General features: G+C 63.4%; 25 protein-coding genes. 8 read left to right on the forward strand and 17 right to left on the reverse strand.

Annotated features, from left to right (window positions below; genetic code table 11):
- Positions 1-20 precede the first annotated feature (20 nt).
- From CCE89_RS05885 to xseA, 4 genes are read right to left on the reverse strand one after another with little or no spacing between them, the layout of a single operon-like run.
- Positions 21-992 (reverse strand): esterase-like activity of phytase family protein, encoded by a 972-nt coding sequence (locus CCE89_RS05885; protein ID WP_086437143.1) that lies wholly within the window; start codon positions 990-992, stop codon positions 21-23.
- Positions 993-1,020: 28 nt separating this feature from the next.
- Positions 1,021-1,959 carry a M23 family metallopeptidase gene (locus CCE89_RS05890; RefSeq protein WP_234989972.1) on the reverse strand — a complete coding sequence of 313 codons (939 nt, stop codon included), beginning with the start codon at positions 1,957-1,959 and terminating at the stop codon, positions 1,021-1,023.
- Positions 1,956-2,159: a DUF2093 domain-containing protein gene (locus tag CCE89_RS05895; RefSeq protein ID WP_086437144.1), complete on the reverse strand. Its 204-nt coding sequence runs from the start codon at positions 2,157-2,159 to the stop codon at positions 1,956-1,958. The genes CCE89_RS05890 and CCE89_RS05895 overlap by 4 nt, the downstream gene beginning before the upstream one ends.
- A gap of 36 nt (positions 2,160-2,195) precedes the next feature.
- On the reverse strand, positions 2,196-3,674 hold the full coding sequence (gene xseA / locus CCE89_RS05900; RefSeq protein WP_086437145.1) for an exodeoxyribonuclease VII large subunit: 1,479 nt from the start codon (positions 3,672-3,674) through the stop codon (positions 2,196-2,198).
- On the opposite strand from xseA, the gene purD reads away from it, so the two are divergent.
- From purD to CCE89_RS05910, 3 genes are all read left to right on the forward strand, one after another.
- Entirely contained in the window at positions 3,673-4,953 is a 1,281-nt protein-coding gene (gene purD / locus CCE89_RS05905; protein ID WP_086437146.1) for a phosphoribosylamine--glycine ligase, read from the forward strand. The two genes, xseA and purD, sit on opposite strands and share 2 nt — an antisense overlap.
- A 186-nt stretch (positions 4,954-5,139) precedes the next feature.
- A complete protein-coding gene (locus CCE89_RS15255; protein ID WP_159456594.1) occupies positions 5,140-5,295 on the forward strand; it encodes a hypothetical protein in 156 nt (51 codons plus the stop codon).
- 109 nt (positions 5,296-5,404) lie between these two features.
- On the forward strand, positions 5,405-5,785 hold the full coding sequence (locus CCE89_RS05910) for a c-type cytochrome (RefSeq protein ID WP_086437147.1): 381 nt from the start codon (positions 5,405-5,407) through the stop codon (positions 5,783-5,785).
- Positions 5,786-5,800: 15 nt separating this feature from the next.
- Here CCE89_RS05910 and CCE89_RS05915 read toward each other — a convergent pair whose 3' ends face one another.
- On the reverse strand, positions 5,801-6,757 hold the full coding sequence (locus CCE89_RS05915; protein ID WP_086437988.1) for an adenosine kinase: 957 nt from the start codon (positions 6,755-6,757) through the stop codon (positions 5,801-5,803).
- A gap of 194 nt (positions 6,758-6,951) precedes the next feature.
- Here CCE89_RS05915 and CCE89_RS05920 point away from each other — a divergent pair, with 194 nt between their 5' ends.
- The 3 genes from CCE89_RS05920 (at position 6,952) to CCE89_RS05930 (ending at position 9,089) form a co-directional block, all read left to right on the forward strand.
- Entirely contained in the window at positions 6,952-7,644 is a 693-nt protein-coding gene (locus tag CCE89_RS05920) for an EI24 domain-containing protein (protein ID WP_086437148.1), read from the forward strand.
- Positions 7,637-8,077 carry a hypothetical protein gene (locus CCE89_RS05925; RefSeq protein WP_086437149.1) on the forward strand — a complete coding sequence of 147 codons (441 nt, stop codon included), beginning with the start codon at positions 7,637-7,639 and terminating at the stop codon, positions 8,075-8,077. The genes CCE89_RS05920 and CCE89_RS05925 overlap by 8 nt, the downstream gene beginning before the upstream one ends.
- A 70-nt stretch (positions 8,078-8,147) precedes the next feature.
- Positions 8,148-9,089 carry a hypothetical protein gene (locus CCE89_RS05930; RefSeq protein WP_086437150.1) on the forward strand — a complete coding sequence of 314 codons (942 nt, stop codon included), beginning with the start codon at positions 8,148-8,150 and terminating at the stop codon, positions 9,087-9,089.
- A 39-nt stretch (positions 9,090-9,128) separates the two neighbouring features.
- On the opposite strand, the gene CCE89_RS05935 is transcribed toward CCE89_RS05930, so the two are convergent.
- The 12 genes from CCE89_RS05935 to CCE89_RS05990 form a co-directional block, all read right to left on the reverse strand.
- Positions 9,129-9,488: a HesB/IscA family protein gene (locus tag CCE89_RS05935; protein WP_086437151.1), complete on the reverse strand. Its 360-nt coding sequence runs from the start codon at positions 9,486-9,488 to the stop codon at positions 9,129-9,131.
- Entirely contained in the window at positions 9,488-10,018 is a 531-nt protein-coding gene (locus tag CCE89_RS05940; protein ID WP_086437152.1) for an SUF system Fe-S cluster assembly protein, read from the reverse strand. Before CCE89_RS05940 ends, CCE89_RS05935 begins: the two co-directional genes overlap by 1 nt.
- A gap of 8 nt (positions 10,019-10,026) precedes the next feature.
- Positions 10,027-11,247: an aminotransferase class V-fold PLP-dependent enzyme gene (locus CCE89_RS05945; RefSeq protein WP_086437153.1), complete on the reverse strand. Its 1,221-nt coding sequence runs from the start codon at positions 11,245-11,247 to the stop codon at positions 10,027-10,029.
- Entirely contained in the window at positions 11,244-12,086 is an 843-nt protein-coding gene (locus CCE89_RS05950) for a SufD family Fe-S cluster assembly protein (protein WP_086437154.1), read from the reverse strand. Before CCE89_RS05950 ends, CCE89_RS05945 begins: the two co-directional genes overlap by 4 nt.
- The gene (gene sufC, locus CCE89_RS05955; protein ID WP_086437155.1) at positions 12,083-12,832 is read right to left on the reverse strand and encodes a Fe-S cluster assembly ATPase SufC; all 750 of its coding nucleotides are present in this window, start codon (positions 12,830-12,832) and stop codon (positions 12,083-12,085) included. Before sufC ends, CCE89_RS05950 begins: the two co-directional genes overlap by 4 nt.
- A gap of 43 nt (positions 12,833-12,875) precedes the next feature.
- Positions 12,876-13,070 carry a hypothetical protein gene (locus CCE89_RS05960; RefSeq protein WP_086437156.1) on the reverse strand — a complete coding sequence of 65 codons (195 nt, stop codon included), beginning with the start codon at positions 13,068-13,070 and terminating at the stop codon, positions 12,876-12,878.
- On the reverse strand, positions 13,067-13,597 hold the full coding sequence (locus tag CCE89_RS05965; RefSeq protein ID WP_086437157.1) for a DUF559 domain-containing protein: 531 nt from the start codon (positions 13,595-13,597) through the stop codon (positions 13,067-13,069). Before CCE89_RS05965 ends, CCE89_RS05960 begins: the two co-directional genes overlap by 4 nt.
- On the reverse strand, positions 13,594-15,075 hold the full coding sequence (gene sufB / locus CCE89_RS05970) for a Fe-S cluster assembly protein SufB (protein WP_086437158.1): 1,482 nt from the start codon (positions 15,073-15,075) through the stop codon (positions 13,594-13,596). Before sufB ends, CCE89_RS05965 begins: the two co-directional genes overlap by 4 nt.
- Positions 15,072-15,509: an SUF system Fe-S cluster assembly regulator gene (locus CCE89_RS05975; protein WP_086437159.1), complete on the reverse strand. Its 438-nt coding sequence runs from the start codon at positions 15,507-15,509 to the stop codon at positions 15,072-15,074. The genes sufB and CCE89_RS05975 overlap by 4 nt, the downstream gene beginning before the upstream one ends.
- 165 nt (positions 15,510-15,674) lie before the next feature.
- Positions 15,675-16,580: a helix-turn-helix domain-containing protein gene (locus tag CCE89_RS05980; protein ID WP_086437160.1), complete on the reverse strand. Its 906-nt coding sequence runs from the start codon at positions 16,578-16,580 to the stop codon at positions 15,675-15,677.
- Between the two features lie 11 nt (positions 16,581-16,591).
- Positions 16,592-17,536 carry a helix-turn-helix domain-containing protein gene (locus CCE89_RS05985; protein ID WP_086437161.1) on the reverse strand — a complete coding sequence of 315 codons (945 nt, stop codon included), beginning with the start codon at positions 17,534-17,536 and terminating at the stop codon, positions 16,592-16,594.
- Positions 17,537-17,545: 9 nt separating this feature from the next.
- Positions 17,546-19,357, reverse strand: coding sequence for a DUF885 domain-containing protein (locus tag CCE89_RS05990; RefSeq protein ID WP_086437162.1), 1,812 nt, complete (start codon positions 19,355-19,357; stop codon positions 17,546-17,548).
- Positions 19,358-19,675: 318 nt separating this feature from the next.
- Here CCE89_RS05990 and CCE89_RS05995 point away from each other — a divergent pair, with 318 nt between their 5' ends.
- A complete protein-coding gene (locus CCE89_RS05995) occupies positions 19,676-20,716 on the forward strand; it encodes a quinone-dependent dihydroorotate dehydrogenase (protein WP_086437163.1) in 1,041 nt (346 codons plus the stop codon).
- A 10-nt stretch (positions 20,717-20,726) separates the two neighbouring features.
- Complete coding sequence (ggt, locus tag CCE89_RS06000) at positions 20,727-22,457, forward strand: gamma-glutamyltransferase (protein WP_086437164.1); 1,731 nt, start codon at positions 20,727-20,729, stop codon at positions 22,455-22,457.
- Positions 22,458-22,467 lie beyond the last annotated feature (10 nt).

Here is a 22,467-nt window from a genome sequence, read left to right on the forward strand (position 1 = left end):
CGCGTTCGCAGGACCTGGATTCAGGATGCTGCGGGTATCCAGTGCAGCTTGTAGAGCAGGGATTCCTGCAAGGCTGCGCCGTTGTCGTCGGAGATGAGCCACAGGGTGAAACTGCCGTCATCGCGCGGGATCGCCGCGATCCCCTCGAAATTGTCATGCGGCAGATCGGTGCCGAGCGTGGCGATCTCACGCGCTTGCCAGACCTCTCCCTTCGCGATCGTCGAAGGGTCGGCCACCGCGATCATCGTCGCGAAGGCGGGCGGGAAGATGCCTTCGATCTTGCGCATCAGGATGAGGACGCGCCCGTCCGGAAGCGTCGCCATATCGGTCGCGCGAAACCCCTCCGGCGGGACGAAGCCGAAGCGGAGGACATCAGCCCCCTCGACCGGATCTCCCGCAAACAGCAATCCGGGATAGCCATCACCCAGCCAGTCGGGCGAGCCTTCGCCGATCACGATGAAGCGGCCATCGGACAGACGTGCCATGCTTTCGGGTCCGCTGGTGATCGGCCATCGCGACATCGATGCGGGTTGAACCGATTTGACGTCGGTGAAGTCCAGACCGGAGCTTTCGATGAGATTGGTGACTTCATACGCGACCCACACCGTGTCTGTAGCCGGGTCATAGTCGACGGCCTCGGCATCGACCGCACTCTTGCTCCGCAGGTCCGCTTTGCGCAGCGCGCCGAAACGCGGTTCGGACGCAGGGCCGTCCGGAGGGGAGAATCGCAGCCACCCGCCAGCATCGCCCACCGCCAGCAGTTCGTTAGGCGACAGCGCGACGAGGCCCGAATAGCTCCCGAAATTGGAGTTGGGGCTGCTCAGCTCCCACAGTCCCTCGATCGTCACTTCGCCACGCGTCGCCGGCTCGACCTCAATCCGCTCGAGCGCCAGGACTTGCCGATCGTCATGGACAGGCGCGGGCGTACGCACGAAGGTGCCCGGCGCGAGGCCTATTGCCACCACGGCAAGGAGTGCCAGCCGCCGTCTCATTTCCGCACGCTCATGCCTTGAAGACGGATCAGTTCATCGGTCCGACGAATAGCAGTGGGTCGAGCCGGGCATCCTTCCACTTGATGCTCCAGTGGAGATGCGGCCCGGTGGCGCGCCCGGACGAGCCGATATTGCCGATCTGCTGGCCCTGCTTCACCATATCGCCCTCCGCGACGGTGAGCCGCGAGGCGTGCAGGAACGCGCTGTTGAGGCCATTGCCATGGTCGATGATCAGCAGTTTGCCCTCAAGCGAGAAATCCTGCGCCGCGAGCGTCACGACGCCGTCCGCCGGGGCGACGAAGGGCGTGCCGCTCTCGCCGGTCGCGATGTCCGCTCCGGAATGATAGCTGCCGGGTTCGCCGCGATAGATGCGCTGCGATCCGAAGCGGCCCGACAGGCGTCCCTTGACCGGCCAGATGAAATCCTGCTGCCAGCCCTTCGCGCCTGTTTTCTTCGCACGTGCTGCCCAGATCTGTTCGAGCTCGGGGCGGCGACGCTGCATGAAGCTGGCGCTCGGGCCGCCGGTGCGGCGCGCGACGTTCACGTGCTCGATATCCCAGTCGCGCGGGGTGATCCGGATCGTCTGATCGATCGTGCGGCCATCCTGCAGTTCGGCCGCGAGAACGTGCTGCACCTCGGCATCGCGATCGAAAGCGGCGAAGAAATTGCCGTACGTGTCGAAATCTATCGGCTCGGAATTGAGCTTGGCCGTCACTGTCCCACGCGGGACCTGCCCTCGTATCCAGCCACCCTGCGTCAGTTCCCCGGCATATGAGAAATGCGGCGCAGGTTCAGGTGCCGAAGCGGGTGCGGTTGCGGGAGGTCGCGGCTGCGGAGCACTGGCGACTGCCGGCTCGGGCGGGGCGTCCGCAACCGAAGAGGGTTCTTCACTCGCCGCAGCAGTACAGCCGACAGTCAGCGCAAGCGCACCAGCCATCCCGCCCATTCGCGTAATGTGTGCTCTCATGCCTCCCCGGCGAGGCGCTTGGTCGCAGCTTCGGCGGAGGCGTAGGGTTCCTGCAGCGCCGCGCTCCAGTAGCGCAGCTCCTCGAGCGGGATAGCTTCGCCCGTGACCGCGCAATAGACATGCTGTCCGGCGCGCAGCACGCGGAAGGAATTGGGCCCGTAATGGAGCTTGGCCCCGTCGTCGCTCGAAGACATCAACATGGAAAGCTTTCTAGCAAGCGCCAGTCGAACCGGCAATTAACCGAATAAATCATCCTGGCGGGGTGCGGTTCCATCATCGGACTTGCGCTTCCTGGGCCTGGATCTGGGTAGAGCTGCTGGCTCAGAACCATCCCCCTGCCGCACATCAAGGGTGCCGTCAGCGAACTGAAGGCTGAGCGCGGTGTGCTTCTCCGCCGCCGCCTTGCGCGTCAGCGCCTGCCCCCCGGCATCGCGCACGATCGCATAGCCGCGTTCGAGCGGCTTTTCCGGGTGGAATTGGCTGGCCAATCGCCACAGCGCATCGAGCCGCTCGCGCTGCTGAGCGACTGGCCTCATTACAAGCTCGGGCCTCAATCGCGCGCTATCGAGCCGACGCCTGGCATCCTCGAGCCCGCGCGACAGGACGCGAGGTGAAAGCCGGGCGGAGAGACCGGTAAGCCGCTCGCGTCCTGCTCCCGCACGATCCATCAATGCGCGGCGCAGACGTTCCGAGAGCTCGTCGAGCCGCTGGGCCTGCGGTTGAAGCAGTGCCTCGGGCTTCGGCATGCGCCGGACGCGCGCCTCAAGCCTTTCGCGGCCCAATTCGACCGGACGATAGATCGCCCGCTGCTGACGATTGGCAAAATCGGCGATGGTTGCAGCGAGATCGGCGCGCACCGGCACTGCCATCTCGGCAGCTGCCGTGGGTGTTGGCGCGCGGCGATCGGCGGCATAGTCCGCAAGCGTCGTATCGGTCTCGTGACCCACCGCTGAAATAACCGGAATGGTACAGTTCGCAATGGCGCGGACCACGATCTCCTCGTTGAAGCTCCACAAGTCCTCGATCGAGCCGCCGCCACGTGCAACGATGACTAGATCGGGTCGCGGCACGGCGCCACCCGCCTTCAGCTCGGAAAATCCGCGGATTGCGCCCGCCACCTGCTCTGCGGCTCCGCGACCCTGCACCAGCACCGGCCAGACCAGCACATGGGACGGGAAGCGATCGGCCAGCCGGTGGAGGATATCGCGAATAACCGATCCGGTTGGTGACGTGACGACGCCGATCACGCGCGGCAGGAAGGGCAAGGGCTGCTTGCGTTCGCGGGCAAACAGCCCTTCCGCCTGCAGTTTGGCCTTGGTTTTTTCGAGCAGGGCCAGCAGCGCGCCCTCGCCCGCAATCTCCAGGCTTTCGATCACGATCTGGTATTTGGAGCGCCCGGGATAGGTGGTGAGTTTGCCGCTCGCGACGACCTCGAGCCCATCTTCCGGAGCGAAGGGCAGACGACCTGCATTGCCGCGCCACATCACCCCGTCGAGCACCGCCTTGTCATCCTTCAGCGCACAATAGAGGTGCCCCGATGCCGCGCGCTTCACGCCCGACAGCTCGCCGCGCACGCGGACGTAGCCGAAGCGGTCCTCCACCGTCCGTTTGAGCGCGGAAGAAATCTCGCTAATTGTCAGCGGCTCGGCGTTGTCGCCCTTGGCCGAGCGCGCTACCAGCCCACCTGCACTGTCATTCTCATCGGGAGCAGCCATGAATATCCTTCTTCTGGGCTCGGGCGGGCGCGAACATGCGCTGGCCTGGAAGCTGGCGCAATCCCCGAGCTGCACCAAGCTCTATGCCGCACCCGGCAATCCGGGGATAGGTGAAGAAGCCGAACTCGTTTCGCTCGATGCGGGCGATCATGGCGCGGTCGCAAGTTTCTGCACCGAGCATGCTGTCGGGCTGGTGGTGATCGGCCCGGAGGCGCCGCTGGTGGACGGTCTCGCCGATACCTTGCGCGCCGCTGGCATCCCGGTTTTCGGCCCTTCGAAAGAAGCGGCCCAGCTCGAAGGGAGCAAGGGCTTCACCAAGGACCTGTGCCAGCGCGCCAGTATCCCGACCGCGGGTTATGTCCGCGCGACGACGCTCGATGAAGCGAAGAAAGCGCTGCTGGCATTCGCAGCACCTTATGTCTTGAAGGCGGACGGATTGGCCGCGGGCAAGGGCGTAGTCATCGCCGAAACGCGCGAGGAAGCAGAGGCCGCGCTGATCGACATGTTCGGCGGCAAGTTTGGTGAGGCGGGTGCCGAGGTGGTCATCGAGGAGTTTCTCGAAGGCGAGGAAGCAAGCTTCTTCGCCCTGACCGACGGCACCGCCATCCTCCCTTTCGGCAGCGCGCAGGATCACAAGCGCGTGGGCGAAGGCGATACCGGCCCCAATACCGGGGGAATGGGTGCCTATTCGCCCGCGCCGGTGCTGACACCAGACCTCGAAGCGCAAGTCCTGCGCGAGATCATCGAGCCGACCGTCGCGACCATGCGTGCCGAGGGTAATCCCTATTCGGGCGTGCTCTATGCAGGGCTGATGCTGACCGCGAAGGGCCCGCAGCTGATCGAATACAACTGCCGTTTCGGCGATCCCGAATGCCAGGTGCTGATAACGCGGCTCGAAAGCGATCTGACTGAGATCATGCTCGCCTGCGCAACGGGTGAGCTTTCGGGGCAGGAGGCAAAGTTCAGCGACAAGACCGCGATCACTGTGGTCATGGCGGCCGAGGGCTATCCCGGCACGCCCGAGAAAGGTGGCCCGATCGACTTGGGCGCATCCGAAGCGGGCGGCGCCAAGGTCTTCCACGCCGGAACTGCGATCAAGGACGGCACGCTCGTCGCCAATGGCGGGCGCGTCCTCAACGTCACCGCGACCGGCGCGAATGTGACCGAGGCCGCTGCGGCCGCCTATACCGCGGTAGAGGCGATCGACTTCCCGAGCGGTTTCTATCGGAGTGACATCGGGCACCGCGAGATAGCGCGCGAAGCGGCAACGCGAGACTGATCGCGGCATCCGCCAACGCTCCAGCGCAGGGCGCTCCGACGAAGCGTTGAGTTATCCACAAAGGGCCGCGCGGTTTGTCGCATTGATCCTACCCGTGGCGCGGCGGGCAGGGCTAGGATGCGCGCCTGACAATCATACGGTCGCATGAGAACAACCGCCAGAACTGGCAAACCAGAGGATGGTATGATGTCTTCGCTGAGATACCACAGCACCGGCTCCAACGCCTGGTCTCCCGACCGCCGACCGCTCGACCCGACACAGCGCCGCGCGCGCTTCGGCCCGATCCTCCCCATGGGAGAAAGCCCCAGGTCCGGAATCTTCGGACTGTTCAGCCGGCTTTGACGGCTGGAGGCCCAGGGCAAAAAGGCGTCGAAAATTGACCGGGCTCATTGCCCCGGGCCTCAGTGGCAGGGCATGGCTCTACGCATGAATTGCTGAGGAGGGCTGATTCATGCGCCGGACTGTCGTTTCCACCTTACTGGTAGTTCCAGCGCTGTTGGCGAGCGCGGCCTGTGTGCATGGCCAGTCGGAGGCTTCGTCTGCGACAACGGCGGACGCGGAACAAGCCGAGGCTTTTGCCTTCGTCCAGGCCAATTGCGCGAGCTGTCACGCAATCGAGGGAGGCAGTCTGTCGAGCAATCCGCAGGCGCCTCGCTTCGTCGACATCGCCAATCGCGATTGGCTCACGCGCAAATCGCTCGCGGCCTGGCTGGCCGACGCGCACAACTATCCGGAGATGATGAACGTCGACCTCGCCCCCGAGCAGGTCGATGCCGTTGCGGGCTATATGCTCACCCTGCGCAGCGAGGACTATCAGCGGTTGCCGGACTGACCGGGCACTTCTGACTCAGCCCAGCTTCTGCGCCATCAGTGCCTTGAGATCGGCCTCGGTCCGTGCGCCGTAATGCGAGATGATCTCGCGCGCCGCGATCGCCCCGCGACGCAGACATGTCTCGAGCGGCTCGCCGCGGACATGGCCGTAGAGGAAGCCGGCGGCGAAAAGATCGCCTGCACCGGTTGTATCGACGACTTCGTCGATCGGTTCGGCAGGAACTTCCGCCCGCTCGCCATTGCGGGTCGCCAGTGCGCCTTCCGCGCTGCGCGTCACGACCAGTGTCGGAACCTTGTCCTTGAGCGCAGCAATACCTTCCTCGATATCGTCGGTGCCGGTCAGCGCCGCGAGTTCGAGATGGTTGGCAAAGAGGATATCAATCAGACCATCGTCGATCAGCGCGCGGAAATCATCACCATGGCGGTCGATCACGAAGACTTCGGACAAGGTAAAGGCAACTTCGCGCCCCGCCTTTTTCGCGGTTTCGATCGCGCGTCGCATGGCGGCACGCGGCTCTTCCGGATCCCACAGATAGCCTTCGAGATAGAGCACCTTCGCGCCGCCGATCGCTTCCTCGTCCAGCGCTGCTGCGGGAAGGAACTGCGAAGCGCCGAGGAAGGTGTTCATCGTGCGCTGCGCGTCGGGCGTGACGAAGATCAGGCAGCGCGCCGTCGGCGGATTGGTTTCCGACCCGTCGATCGGACGCGGCGCGACGTCGAAATCGATGCCGACAGCGCGGATGTCATGCGCGAAGACCTCGCCCAGCTGGTCGTCGGCGACCTGCCCGATGAAAGCGCATTGCGCGCCGAGCGCCGAGAGACCCGCCAGCGTGTTGGCTGCCGAACCGCCGGAGATTTCCCGTGCCGGGCCCATAGCCGCATAAAGCTCCTTCGCCCTTTCGGCATCGACCAGCGTCATGCCGCCGCGATTGAGCTGCAGTTCGTCGATCAATTCATCCGAAGCGGGCGCCATCACATCGACAATCGCATTGCCGATGGCGATGACGTCATAGCGCGGTTCGTGCGTGTTCTCGGTCACTGGATATCTCGTTTGAAATATGTCTGGGAAAAACTTGCGCAGCGCCTAGCCGGTCCCGGGCCGCAGGCCAAGTGCAGGAGTGAGAAAGCGTTGACTTCACCGGGTGCGGGCACGAAACGCCGAGCGTAATGAGCGCTGTCGTCAAATCCTTCGCCCTTGCCATAGGCCAGCTCGGTGACGGCGCGATCCTGCGTGTTCTCATGAAGAGCCTGGCGATCACGCTCGTGATTTTCGTCGCTTTCGCTTTCGCTCTGAACGAGGCGCTGCCCTGGCTGGTCGGCTCCTATCTCGATCTGGGTGAGGATACCTATCTCGTCATCTCGCTGCTGATATTCCTGCTCGCGGCCTGGTTGCTCTTTCGCATCGTCGCACTCGCCGTACTGCAGTTCTTCGCGGACGAGGTGGTGCTGGCGGTCGAGCGCAAGCATTACCCCCTAGCTGCCGAGCGGGCGCGCAAGCTCCCGTTTCGCGAAGATCTCTCCAATTCGCTGAAGGGCGTCGGGCGGGCACTGCTGTTCAACGCGCTGGCGGCGCCGGTTGCGCTGGTGCTGCTGTTCACGGCAGTGGGCCCCGCGATCGTGTTCCTGCTCGTCAACGCGGTGCTGCTGGGCCGCGAGCTGACCGACATGGCCTGGTTTCGCCAGCGTGAGGCCGGGGAGGAGCAATCGCCAGTCGGTGCGGCGAGCCGTTTCCTTCTCGGCGCGGGGATTGCCGGGCTGATGCTGGTCCCCTTCGCCAACCTGCTGGCACCGATCATCGGAGCAGCCGCCGGCACACATCTCTATCAAAGTTCTCAACGTAGGGTCTCGACTGATGCGTAGCATTTTCATCCTGTCGCTTGGCGCACTGCTCGCCGGTTGCACCAGCGGCGTTCCGCTGCCCGGCAGCGTCCCGCGCGCGCAGGCCCCTTCGACCACGACCGCCGCGACACCGCCGCCCCAGCGACCGGCCCCCGCCCCGACCCGACCCGCATCCGGCTTTCGAGCGCCTCAGGTCATGCGCCTGCCCGGCCTCGAGCGGGTGATCGGCAGGAGCGCCGCACAGCTCGAACGGGAGTTTGGCACAGCGCAGCTAGACGTGTGGGAGGGCGATGCGCGCAAGCTGCAATTCGCGGGCGAGCCCTGCGTCCTCGATATCTATCTCTACCCGATGCAGCCCGGTGCAGCGCCCAGCGCCACCCACGTCGAGGCGCGGAGAGCAAGCGACGGGGCTGCCGTCGACCGCGCTAGTTGCGTTCGCGCCCTCAGCCGATAGGCCTCGGTAACCCGAACTTAAGCCTATTCTGCGACGAGTTTCCCCGCATTCGGAAGGGGAATTGTGCGCCATGTCCATGGATTTTACCGAACTGGCCAAACAGGTCGCCACCGACGGGGTCGTCAGCCCGTCCGAGCTTCAGTCGCTGCGCCAACTCGGCTGGGGCGACGGCAAGATATTCCGTAACGAGGCGGATGCGATCTTTGCGATCAACAATGCGGTCACCCACCCCACGCCGGAATGGACCGATTTCTTCGTCGAGGCGATCGGCGAGTTCGTTCTCAACGGGACCGAACCGCGCGGCCATTGCGACGAGGACGAGGCGCGCTGGCTGATCCAGTCGCTCGACCATGACGGCAAGCTCGATTCGATGACCGAGCTGGAATTGCTCGTCCGCGTGGTCGAGAAGGCGCAGAACGTCCCCGTCCTGCTCAAGAATTACGCGCTCCACCAGGTCGAACAGGCGGTGCTGACCGGCACCGGCCCGACGCGCCATGGCGGCGACCTTTCGGCTACGCATATCAGCGCAGCGGAATGCCGCATCGTGCGCCGCCTGATATTCGCCAGCGGTGGCCACGGCCCTGCTGCCGTCACGCGCTATGACGCGGAGTTCCTGTTCCGTCTCAAGGACGAAACCGTGCAGGAAGAGAACGCACCCCAGTGGGACGAGCTTTTCGTCGACGGCGTGGCCAATTTCCTCAAGGGCTTCCAGCTGCAGAACGCGCAAGTCAGCCACGAACGCATGACAGAACTCGAAAGCTTCATCGCCGACAACAAGGCGAGCGTCGGGCGGTTCATGGGCGCGATGGCGAAGGAAATGCCGGAGGTGAGGAACCACTTCGGCAAGGTTTTCGGCAAGAAATCGGGCGGGCAAGATTACGCCGCGCTCGAAGCCGCCGGCGCAGAAGTGACCGATTACGAAGCGGACTGGCTCGAAGACATGATCAACGCCGATGGCGAGATCGACGATCTCGAGCGCGCGCTGCTCGCCCGGATCACCGAAGAGGGCTGAAACCGGTCGGCCGCACATTTGCAGCCGAAATTGGCTGGTTCAGACCATGAAGCTTTCGCCGCAGCCACAGGCGCCCTTGGCATTGGGGTTTTCGAACACGAAGCCGGCGGTGAAGTCGTCCTCGACCCAGTCCATGGTCGATCCGATCAGGTAAAGCACCGAGGCTCCGTCGATATAGAAGGTGCCACCTGGCGTTTCGATCTTCTCGTCGAAGCCCTGCTCTTCGGTGACATAGTCGACCGAATAGGCGAGGCCGGAACAGCCCCGGCGCGGGGTCGATAGCTTTACGCCAATCGCATCGTCGGGCGCCTTGCTCATGAGTTCGGCGACGCGCGCTTCGGCGTTCTTCGTCAGGCTGACAGCCGCAGGACGTTCGCGAAGGGTTGTCTTGTCATTCATCACAGCATTCCCAGTTCGAGGCGTGCCTCATCGGTCATCTTGTCCGGGCCCCACGGCGGGTCCCAGACGAGGCTGACTTCCGCATCGCGCACGCCCGGCACGCTGGCGGCGCGCAGTTCGACTTCACCCGGCATGCTTTCGGCCACCGGGCAGTGCGGCGTCGTCAGCGTCATGGTGACGAGCGCGTCCTTCTCTTCGGTAATCTCGACGCCGTAGATCAGGCCGAGGTCGTAGATGTTGACCGGGATTTCGGGGTCGTAGATTTCCTTGAGCGCGGAAATGACCGCCTCGTGGAGATCGCCGCCCGGCTCACCGGGTGCGACATTCTCCGGCTTCTTCGCGAGGAAGCCTTCGAGGTAGTCGCGCTTGCGCTCGAGTTTCGCGCCCATGCTCTCTGGCGCGGTTTCTGCATCCGGATCGACCGCATCTTCGACGCGCGCGCGCGGCGGCTTCTCGGGCGCTTTCTCGACCACCTGCTCGGTTGGCGACGGGGCCGCCACGAAATCTTTCTCGTCGGATGGCTTGTTCATAGTCGTTCCTAGCCGAAAATCCTTCTCGTGCGGGCGATGCCTTCCAGCAGCGCCTCGACATCGCTTTCATCAGAATAGAGACCGAAGCTCGCACGTGCCGTCGCGGGAACGCCGAGGTGCTCCATCAGCGGCTGCGCGCAGTGATGCCCGGCGCGGATCGCCACATTCTCTTCATCCAATATGGTGCCGAGATCGTGCGGGTGAACCCCGTCGAGCATGAAACTGAGGATTCCGGCGGTATCCGCCGGCCCGTACAGCGTCACATCGTTCATCGCGCCGAGCGCTTCGCGCAGCTGGGCAACCAGCGCCATCTCGCGCGCATGGATTCGGTCGAGGCCGATGCTCTCGACATAATCGATCGCGGCATGAAGCCCGACCGCCTCGGTAATCGCAGGCGTGCCCGCTTCGAAGCGCTGCGGCGGCGGGGCATAGGTCGTTTTCTCGAAACTCACGCGGTCTATCATCGCGCCGCCACCCTGGTAGGGAGGCATTCCGTCGAGAATCTCCGAACGCGCCCAGAGCGCTCCGATTGCCGTCGGTCCGTAGAGCTTGTGCGCGCTGAAGACGTAGAAATCGCAATCGAGCGCCGCCACATCCAGCGTGAGGCGCGGTGCCGCCTGACACCCGTCGAGCAGCAACTTCGCGCCCACGCCATGCGCGAGGTCTGCTGCGCGCTTCGCATCGAGCACCGATCCGAGCACGTTTGAGACATGCGCCAGCGCGACCAGCTTGTGCTTTTCCGTCAGAATCTCAGCCGCCGCATCTAGGTCGATCTGCCCGTCATGCGTCAGCGGGCAGACATCAATTTCCGCGCCCGTGCGCTCGGCAACCATTTGCCACGGCACGATGTTCGAATGATGCTCCAGCGTGGAAAGCAGAATGCGGTCACCGGCCTTGAGGTTCGCCACGCCCCAGGTGCTCGCGACGAGATTGATCGCCTCGGTCGCGCCGCGGGTGAAGACCACTTCCTCTTCATGCCCGCCGATGAAATCCGCCACGCGTCGCCGCGCCGCTTCGTATGCCCGCGTCATGTCGGCCGAGCGCGCATAGACCCCGCGATGCACCGTGGCGTAATCCTCGCCCAAGGCGCGCGCCATCGCATCGATCACCGCTTGCGGCTTCTGCGAGGTCGCGGCGGTATCGAGATAGTGCCACGGCTGGCCCTCACCGGTCAGCATGCCGGGGAAGTCTGTGCGTACGTCTGTCAGGATGGAGGCGGGTGCGTTCACGGTGCCCGCTCCTCCAGCGCGTCGAGCGCAGCCTGTAGCATGCGGTCGTGCAGTTCCTCGTCCTCGATCGCCACGAAAGCATCTCCGACAAAGGCCTGAACCAGCAATTTGCGTGCGAGCTTGGGCGGAATACCGCGCGCCGCCATGTAATAGGCCGCGTTCTCGTCAAGCTGGCCAATCGCCGCGCCATGAGCGCATTGCACGTCGTCGGCGAAAATCTCGAGCTGCGGCACAGCGTTCACGCTCGCGCCCTTTTCGAGCAGCAGGCCCTTGAAGTCTTGCGCCGCGTCGGTCTTCTGCGCGTGGCGCACGACGTCGATCTGGCCGAGGAAATTGCCGGTGCCCTGCCCCCAGTGAACGCTGCGGATCACCTGGTTGCTGGTCCCGTCAGGCTCGGCATGGGTCACATGGGTGACGATTTCGCGCAGCGAATTGCCGCCGCCGAGCGTGATCCCGCCGAGTTCGAAATGCGCGCCCTTCGCCAGCGTCACATCGATCGCCAGCCGGTTGAGCTTGCCGCCTGCCAGCAAGGCATGGAGCGCGAACCGCCCGCCTTCGCCCACAGTGACTTCGAGCCGCCGCACAATCGCTTCATCGTCGGCGATGTCGCCCGATTCGAACCGATGGCTGGCCTTGCTCTCGCCGCCGAATTCCTGGTCGACGCGCTGGGCACCTTCGTCATCGGCGCCGGGCGCCATGAGAATCTGCCAGTCGAGGTTTTCGCCAGCGGCGACCTCGATGCGTTCGGCCTCAACCGGCCACAGCTTCGCCGCCGTGTCGGTGTCGGAATAGCGCCAGGCTTCGTCGCGCCGTGTCGGAAGAGTTTCTGCTTCGCTCATGCGCTTGCCATGATTGCGTCGTAACCTTCTTCCTCGAGCTGCTGCGCAAGCTCGGGACCACCGGTCTGAACGATGCGGCCCGCGGCCAGGATGGAAACCTTGTCGGGTTTCACCACGTCGAGAAGGCGCTGATAGTGGGTAATCAGCAGCACGCCCTTGGCAGGGTCGCGCATGATCGCGTTGATCCCCTCGCCCACCACGCGCAGCGCATCGATGTCGAGCCCGCTGTCGGTTTCGTCCAGCACGGCGAACTTCGGGTCGAGAATGCCCATCTGCACCATTTCGGCGCGCTTCTTCTCGCCGCCCGAAAAGCCGACGTTCACCTGCCGCTTGAGCATGTCCATGTCGAGCTTGAGCAGGCCGGCCTTTTCCTTGGCGAGCTTGAGGAAATCGCCGCCTGACAGCGGTTCGTCACCGCGTGCCTTGCGCTGCGAATTCAGGGCTTCGCGCAGGAACTGGATGTTCGATACGCCCGGAATCTCGACCGGATACTGGAAGCCCAGGAAGATGCCGGCGGCGGCGCGTTCATGCGGCTCCATGTCGAGGAGGTCTTCGCCCATGAAGGTCACGCTGCCCTCGGTCATTTCGTAGCCGGGCCGTCCGCCCAGCACATAGGCGAGCGTCGATTTGCCCGCGCCGTTGGGGCCCATGATGGCATGCACTTCACCCGCGGCGACGGTCAGCGTCAGGCCGTTAAGGATCTGCTTGCCGTCGATCTCGGCGTGGAGGTTGTTGATTTCTAGCATTGCTGTCTTTCGAATGGTCGTATCTGTCTGGGTGCCGGACTGGTCAGAAGACCTCCAGCAAGGTCGGGACGAAATAGATCGCGATGGCGGCGAAAAAGACCATCGCAACGGTGCCCTCTGTCGAAAAACCGCGGCTCATGTTCATCACGAGGATGCTGAGCGCGATCAGCGCCGGGATGAGGAAGGCCAGAATTTTCTGCATGTCCGGCGCGAGCAGGTCATTCATTCCAGGGATCATGTCGGGTCGTCTCCGTGGCTTTGGAAGGTGCGACCTGACGTTCTTGGTTTGGGTTTCGAGTTTTCGCGGTGTTCGCGGCGCGCCTGCTGCTTGTCGGCGATACGCTGCCGCATGCCGAGCGTGATGCGCTGAAGCACGTCTTCCATCTTTTCGAGGATATCGGCGGCGGGAATATGCATCACCTTGATGCCGACCGCCTCGAGACTCTTGTCGCGACGCTTGGCGAGCGCTGCGGGCGTGTCTTCCTCGTCGATCACGATCGCCATGCCGAGCTGGTGGCAGTTGAAGTCGACGATCGCGCTGCCGACCACGGCAAAGCGCTTGAAGGAATAGCGCCCGAAATCGGCCTTGGCGAAACGCTCGGCGAGCGCCTTGTGCGCAGGGGACGCGTGACGCTTCATGTCGCGTGCACGATCATGCAGCGCATCGAGGCGCTTGTCCGAAATTTCCCAGCCGCGCCCGCGCTTCTTGATCGCGGGCGCTTCGCCGGAGGGTTCGCGCAGGTTGAGGGTCTTGCGGTCGGTCACCCCACGCTCCCTTCGAGCGAGATCGCAAGCAGCTTCTGCGCCTCGACGGCAAATTCCATCGGCAGTTCCTTCAGCACTTCCTTGGCAAAGCCGTTGACGATCAGCGCCATCGCCTCTTCCTCATCGAGCCCGCGCTGCATGGCATAGAACAGCTGGTCGTCGGAGATCTTGCTGGTGGTCGCCTCATGCTCGATCTGCGCGGAGGGGTTCTTCACCTCGATATAGGGTACGGTGTGCGCGCCGCATTCATCGCCGATCAGGAGCGAATCGCACTCGGTGCGATTGCGCACACCCTCGGCATTAGGCCCGACCCGAACCAGACCGCGATAGGTGTTGTTCGACTTGCCCGCCGAAATGCCCTTGGAGATGATGGTGGAGCGCGAACCCTTGGCGTTGTGAACCATTTTGGTTCCTGTATCCGCCTGCTGGTGGTTATTTGTAACCGCTACCGAGTAGAACTCGCCGACGCTGTCCTCGCCGTTCAGGACACATGACGGGTATTTCCACGTCACTGCACTACCGGTTTCGACCTGGGTCCAGCTGATCTTCGACCGCGCGCCCTGGCACAGCCCGCGCTTTGTGACGAAGTTGTAGATCCCGCCCTTGCCCTCGGCATCGCCGGGATACCAGTTCTGCACGGTCGAATATTTGATCTCGGCATCTTCGAGCGCGACCAGCTCGACCACGGCGGCGTGGAGCTGGTTCTCGTCGCGCATCGGCGCGGTGCAGCCTTCGAGATAGCTGACGTAGGAACCTTTTTCGGCGACGATCAGCGTGCGTTCGAACTGGCCCGTGTTCTCCGCATTGATGCGGAAATAGGTGCTGAGTTCCATCGGGCAGCGCACGCCTTCGGGGATGTAGACGAAGGTTCCGTCGGAAAAGACCGCGCTGTTGAGCGTCGCGAAGAAATTGTCGCGCTGCGGCACTACCTTGCCGAGCCATTTCTTCACCAGCTCAGGGTGTTCCTTGATCGCTTCGGAGATCGAGAGGAAGATGACGCCCGCCTTCTTTAATTCTTCCCGGAAGGTGGTGGCGACCGAAACGCTGTCGAAGACCGCATCGACCGCAACCTTGCGCGCACCTTCGACCCCGGCGAGCACTTCCTGCTCCGCCACGGGAATGCCGAGCTTGTCGTACACCGCCTTGATGTCGGGATCGAGCTCGTCGAGCGACTTCAGCTTTTCCTTGGGCTTGGGCGCGGCGTAATAATAGGCGTTCTGATAGTCGATCGCCGGATAGCCGAGCTTCGCCCAATCGGGCTCTTCCATGTCCTGCCACAGGCGGAAAGCCTTGAGCCGCCATTCGAGCATCCACTCGGGCTCGCCCTTCTTGGCCGAAATGAACCGCACGGTATCTTCCGAAAGACCCTTCTCGGCATATTCGGTTTCAATGTCGGAGGACCAGCCGTGTTCATACTCGGCCGCCCTGGCAGCGGCTTCCTTGGCTTCCCGATCCTGGATATCGAGGTCTTCGCTCACGCGACTTCCCTTTCTTCGGGCCTATCCTGAGGCCTCGCTTCGGCTGCGAGCTGCGTCAGCGGGATCTCCGCCAGCGCGCCGCGCAGCGCCTGATTGATTATCGGCCAATGCGGCTTGACCGTGCAGCTGCGCTCGTAATCGCACTCCGCCGCCTCGACGCATTGGGTGAGCGCAATTGGTCCTTCGACCGCCTCGACGATATCGGCGACCGTGATCGCCGCTGCCGGACGTGCAAGCTGGAGCCCTCCGCCCGCGCCGCGAACCGAGCGTAGCAGGCCTGCCTTGCTGAGCTTGCTCACGAGCTTCTGCACCGTCGGTGCAGGCAGGCCGGTTTCGGCGGCAAGCTCCGCAGCGCTCGTCCTCGCCCCGCCGCAATGGCGGGCCGCAGCGCTCATCGTGACGACGGCGTAATCTGCAAGATTGGAGAGGCGCATACTATTCCAGCGTTAATCGGACCAATTCGTTCCGATTAGTCAGCTAGTGCGCGAAACCGGCGAATTCAACGCAAAACCGACTGTTGCGAGTCGTTAGCAGCTGAGCGCTGAACAGAGCTGCCGGGGCTGCGCGCTTTCACCAGGCGGCTTCGCGCAATCTGCGCGTTATTTGCGGGTTTTATCCGAGGATAGCTGGCTTTCTTGCTCTCCGGCGAAAAGTGTCGCCACGCTGTACCCCTGCCGGCCCAATGTATCGGCCATTATTCCGTTCGAACTTGAGGTGAGAATTCGCGGCGTGCGCCCCGTAAACTCGCGGATTTCCCTGATCATGTGCGCCTGGTCGTAGAAGGCATCTAGAACCTCCTGTCGTTTCGCGAAGTCGAGGTTGGGATCGGCCAGCAACGTCGCTGCACGGATAGCGCGGTAGCGTCGTTTCAGCCGGGACGGCGAAAGCCCGAAGAAACGTTTGACGAGACGCTGAATCTGCCGCTCGGACAGAGGGAGGCTGGCGCTCAGGTCGCAAGTTTCGGGATTGAAGCCCGAATTGAGCCAGGCATAGGTCGCCTCGATCACCTGCGCATGACCTGCCGCCAGCGGACTGAGGCATTGTTGGAGGATGTCGGCCAACCCGGCCAGTGGTTCCTCGTAGGAATCCGCATCGCCGTCGATCGATCTAGACAGCGAAAACAGGCGATCGGCAGCCTCTGGCCCGAAGGCTGTCGACAGATCAACGAAACGATCGCCATGTTTTGCAACCGGCAAGCGTGTGAGAGCGGCCCAGCCGTGGAAGTTGAAGCTTGCGCCGAGGGCAAGCATGGGCCCTTCGATCTCGAACCGGCGAGCGCTGCTCATAGGTCCGATGACGAAGCCACGCTCGGGCGCTTCGACCGGACCATTTCCGAAATCGATCCGCCCTTTGCCGCCCTGTACCAGCAGCAGCTGGCCCGAGTACGCCGGCAGCATTTCACTAAGGCCACGCTCGATCCGCAGCACGTAGAGCGAATTGAGATAGGGCCCGAGAGCTTCGGGAGCCGGGACAAACTCGAATGCGTGACGCTCTGGCTTGTTCATGACGGATGCCGTCAGGCGGAACCCCCTGAATGAGCGGGGCGAAGCTCACGGAAGTTCTTTGGATCGATCATTTCGCTCAGGAACGGGCTGTCGTCGTCCGTCAGCCTCGCAGGCGTGCGACCCACGAACAAGCGAAGCTCGCGGATCATATGCGACTGGTCGTAAAAGGCGTCACCTATCTGCGCCTCGTATTCGGGCGTAAGGCTCGGGAAGGATAGCAGTGCGGCCGTTCGCAGGGCCCGATACTTGCGCGCCAGCGCAGTCGGAGCGAGTCCGAAATAACGCTCGACGAGGCGCTGGACCTGCCGCTCCGAATAGTTCGCCCGCTCAAGCAGATCGTCGAGCTGCGGATTGAGCGAACTACCAAGCCAGTCGTTGGTCGCGCGGATCAAGCGGCGGTGCCGCCCACTAACCGGACTGACCTTGTCGCGAATGTAATCTCCCAGCGCCGCGGCACATTCCGACCCGCTCATATCCCCGTTTCGATAGCGCTCGCAGAGTCTGGCGCCGAGCGTATCGATCTCCTCACCCAGCAGCTTCCCCGCGCGAACCAGCCGATTGCCGTATTCGGCCGCATGAAGCCCCGTCAGCGCGGCCCAGCCCAGCGGCGACAGCGCAGCTCCGATCGAGTGCACCGGACCCTTCATCGCGAAAGGCGCGGCAACCGAAAAGGGAGTCAGCAAATTGGTCTCGTAATTGGGATCCTCGCGCCCGTCGGCGAACCGCATTGTACCCTTGCCCAGAGGAAACAGCGCGAGCCAGCCGATCGAGGCGGGCTGGATATCGCGCACCTCGCTCTCGTCACAACGGAAATGGTAGAAGGTCGTGACGTAGTCGCTAAGGTCGGCAGGCGGCGCGATGTAATCGATCTCGAACAGCGATTGCGGCGTCAGCGCAAAGCTGTCGCCGTCATCAAAGACGCTATCGAGCGCCGAAAAATCGCCGTCGAAATCCATCGTTTCGCTTCAGCCCTGCTTTGCCCCTGCGATCCACTTTTCGACATTCTCCTCCATGATGTCGAGAGGGACGGGCCCGGAGGTGAGGATCGCATCGTGGAACCCGCGAATATCGAAGTCTTCACCCAGCTCCTGGCGCGCCCGATCGCGCAGTTCCATGATCTTGAGTTTGCCGATCATGTAGGCCGTCGCCTGGCCCGGATAGACGATGTAGCGCTCGATCGCCTTGCGAATATCGCCATCGGGGTTGGGCGTGTTGTCGGTCAGGTACTGGATCGCTTCCTCGCGGCTCCAGCGCTTGTGGTGGATGCCGGTGTCGACAACCAGTCGACATGCCCGCCACAACTCCATGCCGAGGCGGCCGAAATCGGAATAGGGATCGGTGTAGAAGCCCATGTCCTTGCCCAGTTCCTCGGAATAAAGGCCCCAACCCTCCGAATAGGCCGTGATGCCACCGAACCGGCGGAACGGGGGAACCTCGCCAAGCTGCGTCTGGATCGAGAGCTGCAGGTGATGGCCCGGCAACCCCTCGTGATAGGCGAGCGCCTCGAGCTCGTTCTTCGACATATCGCGAAGATTGTAGAGGTTCACATAATAGGTCCCCGGACGCGAGCCGTCGGGTGCCGGCCGCTGGTAGAAAGCCTTGCCAGCGCTTTTCTCGCGGAAGGCTTCGACAGGCTTGATCACAAGTGGGTCGGTCGGAAGGGTGGCAAAGAACTGCGGTAGCTTCTCTTCCATCGCCTCGAGCTTGGCCTCTGCATCGGCGAGATAGGCCTCGCGCGTCTCATAGAAGAAACGATCGTTCGTCCGTGTGTACTGGAAGAAGTCCTGAAGGGAACCTTCGAAGCCGACTTCGTCCATGATCTCGCGCATCTCGCCGTGAATGCGCTCGACTTCGCGCAGGCCGATATTGTGTATCTCGTCTGCGGTCAGATCGGTCGTCGTATAGCTCTTGAGGAGCGTCTGGTAGTAGGCTGCGCCGTCGTCGAGGCGCCACACGCCGTCATCGGTCGGCGCGATCTGCTGTTGGCGCTTCATCTCGGCAAGCAGTCGTTCGTAAGCGGGACGCGCGGACTGCTGCCACGCCGCCTCCGCCGATTCGACGAGGTCGGTCTTGGTCTCGTCATCGATCTCGAGCACGGTCACCTTCTCGCGAAAATCCTCGAGCACCGCGTTATCGTCACCCGCCGCAAGCAGGTTCTCGATGTCGGAAATGACGTAGGGATAGACCCAGTCCGGCGGCATTACGCCCGCGTTTGCCCGCGAGCGGGATTCCGCAATGAGCGTGTCGAGAACATCGCCCAACCCCTCGATCCGGCTGACATAGGCGGCAGCCTGCTGCGTATTCGATACGCGGTGGATGTTGATGAGGAAGGCAGGCAGTCCGCTTTGCGAACCGTTCATCTGGTCGAAGATGTAACCGTTCCGGCGATAGGCGAAGCGTGCGGCGCTACGCTCTGCCATCGCATCGAACAGGCGATAGGAGAGCTGGTCTTCCTCCGGCAGTTCGGCCAGCGCGAAGTTTTCACGCATCCTCGCGGCGGTCGATTGGGTCAGCTCTTGCGACGCGATCTCGGCGGCGTCGCTGAAATCGCCCCAGCGCGCGTAATCCTCGTCGCGAATACCGCGGTACGATTTCGACAGGGGCGAAAGCGCGAGCTGCGCTTGGTCATATTCCTCGAACAGCGCCGAGAGATCTTGCGATTCGTCGGGCGCCTCGACGGCAACCGGCACCCCTGCCGCCGGCTCTTGCGCGTAGGGCGCGCAGGCTGCGATGGTCATGGCTGCGGTGCTGGCGGTTATCAGGCGTGCGAGTTTCATCGCGTTGTTTCTCCAAGGCTTCCCGAATTCTCGGGATGTCCTGCCTGAAGCTGCGCCTGATTGCGAGTCGAAAAAAAAGGGGCGGCCCCCTTGTGGGAGACCGCCCTCTGAAGTTGAGGAACTCTTCGCATCGCTGCTCCGAGCCCTTCGGGTCGCAGGAGTGTGTTAGCTGATTCGTTGCGCGGATAATTGTATGCAAACGACAATTGCGCGGCATAGTTCGGCGACAATGTCGTTCTCATCCAAATTTTCACCCGTTTTCAAAGTTCTACGGAGCGCGCTCGACAGGCGCGGCAGCGCTTGCCATAGCCGTGCGAAATGATCTTCCAACTTTTGAAACCCGCCATTTTCGTGCTCGACTCGGAGCGGGCGCATCGACTCGCGGTGGATGGCCTCAAGCTGCTGCCGAGGAAAAATCCGCCTCGCGCGGGGAAGACGGCAATCGAGATTGCCGGGCTAACTTTCCCTAACCCGGTCGGTGTTGCCGCCGGTTTCGACAAGGATGCCGAGGTGCCCGACGCCCTGCTGGGCCTCGGCTTCGGATTCGTGGAAGTGGGCTCGATCACACCGCGCCCGCAAGCAGGCAATCCGAAGCCGCGCCTGTTCCGCCTGGTCGAAGATAAGGCGGTCATCAACCGCATGGGGTTCAACAATAGCGGCGCGGAGGCTGCGCTGCGGCGGCTGGAGGCGCGATCCGGTCGCTGCGGTATCCTTGGCATCAACGTAGGTGCCAACAAGGATTCCGAAGACCGTGTTGCCGACTATGCGACGATGACGCGCCTCATGGCCCCGCACGCGTCTTATCTGACGGTCAATATCTCCAGTCCCAACACACCTGGCTTGCGCGCGCTGCAGGACGAAGGCGCGCTCACCGGCCTGCTGGAGGCTGTGCTCCAAGCGCGCGCAGAAGCAACACCCGATAGCCCCCCGCCCGTCTTCCTCAAGGTCGCCCCCGATCTGGAACCGGCGGACGTTGACGCGATTGCGCGGATTGCGCTCGACACGAAACTCGGCGCGCTGATCGTTTCGAACACCACCATCTCGCGCCCGCCCCTTACCTCGCGCCATGCGGGCGAGACCGGCGGCCTGTCGGGGGCACCGCTCAAGCAGCTGGCGCTCGAAAGACTACGCGATTTTCGCAAGGCTACAGGCGGAGCCATCCCGCTGGTGGGCGTTGGCGGTATTGCCAGTGCGGAGGACGCGTGGGAGCGCATTCGCGCCGGGGCCAGCCTCGTCCAGCTCTACAGCGCGATGGTCTACGAAGGGCCCGGACTTGGCGCAAAGATCGCGCGCGGTATCGAGCGGCTGATGCAGCGCGATGGTTTCGCTTCGATTGCCGAAGCGGTCGGAAGCGAATAGCGAGGCGCCCATGAACTTTCGTTTCGCTACTTCGTTCGCCGCGCTGGCGCTCACAGCCTGCGCCACACCTCAGACCGACACCCTCTCCGTCCGAAGCGCCGATACTGCGCCCGCTACGAAGCCGGTTACCGGCAGCGCCGTCAGCGCAGCCGATCCGCGCGCCGAAGAGGCGGGACGCGCCATGCTGGCCGCCGGCGGCAATGCAACCGACGCCGCGATCGCCGTCATGCTCGCGCTCACCGTGGTCGAACCGCAAAGCTCCGGTATCGGGGGAGGGGGCTTCATGGTGCGAGGCGCCGCCGATGGGTCGCTCATAACCTATGACGGGCGCGAAACGGCCCCGGCCGGCGCGACGCCCGAATGGTTTCTTGCCGAGGATGGCAGCGTGCCGCCCTTCTCGGAATCTGTGCTGAGCGGCCTCAGTGTAGGCGTGCCTGGTAATCTCCGCCTCGCCGAAAAAGCACATGCCGAGCATGGCAGCCTCCCCTGGGCGAAATTGTTCGAGCCTGCCATCGCGCTCGCCCGCGAAGGCTTTGCGGTGAACAACAGGTTGGCAGGCTATCTCGAGCGGTTGCCGGAGCGCGCTGGCGGAAACGCGCAATCGCGCGCGATCTATTACCCTGGAGGAGAGCCACTTGCGGCTGGCTCCATCGTGACAAACGAGAAGCTGGCCCAGAGTCTCGAGCGGATTGCGAGCGAGGGGGCGGATGCTTTCTACGATCCCGATTTTGCCGGCGAAATCGTTCAGACCGTGGCACAGGCGACACCGCGAGAAGGCGCGATGACGCTGGCCGATATCGAAGGCTATGCCGCAAAGAGCCGCGACGGTATCTGTTCTACCTATCGCGAATACCGCATCTGCGGGATGGGTCCGCCGACTTCCGGCGGAGTGGCGGTGCTGCAAATCCTCGGCCAGCTGGAACGCTTCGACCTCGGCGCGCTGGGCCAGGATAGCCCCGTCACATGGCACCTCTTCGTAGAGGCGCAGCGGCTCGCCTATGCCGACCGCGAGCTCTATCTTGCCGACAGCGACTTTGTTTCCGTCCCGGTCGCGGGCCTCATCGACAAGGGCTATCTCGCGCAGCGTAGCGCGCTGATCGATCCCGATCTGCGCGCCGCCAATGTCGGACCCGGGCGCCCGGAGGGTGCGCCGATCGCGATCGCCGATGGCGATGAGCCGGAAGAGAAAGGCACCTCGCATTTCGCCGTGGTCGACGATGCCGGCACGATGGTGAGCTACACCTCGACCATCGAGGGACCATTCGGTTCGGGGCTCATGGCCCACGGCTTCTACCTCAACAACGAGCTGACCGACTTCAGCCGCTCGCCGGAAGTCGACGGCAGGCTTGTCGCCAATCGGGTAGAGGGCGGCAAACGGCCGCGCAGCTCGATGGCGCCAATGGTGATCTGGGATCCCGATGGACGGCCCTTCATGGCGGTCGGTGCGGCGGGCGGCACGACCATCCCGGTAACGACCGCGCGCGCCATCATCGGCGTGATCGACTTCGACCTGTCCGCCGAGGAAGCCCTGGCGCTGCCATTCATCATGAGTTTCGGGGAGGCGGTCTTCCTCGAAGAGGGCACCTGGCTCGCGGATTCGCAATCCGCTTTTGAAACCCTCGGCCATACGCGGTTGGTGGTGCGAGAAGCTCCGATCAAGGGCAATGCGGTGCTGCGCGAGAATGGAAGGTGGGTCGCAGCGCGCGATCCGCGGATCGAAGTGGGGCTACAGGTTCCCTGATTGCGAGAGC

The sequence above is a fragment of the Altererythrobacter xiamenensis genome, assembly GCF_900177715.1.
GTDB lineage: Bacteria > Pseudomonadota > Alphaproteobacteria > Sphingomonadales > Sphingomonadaceae > Erythrobacter > Erythrobacter xiamenensis.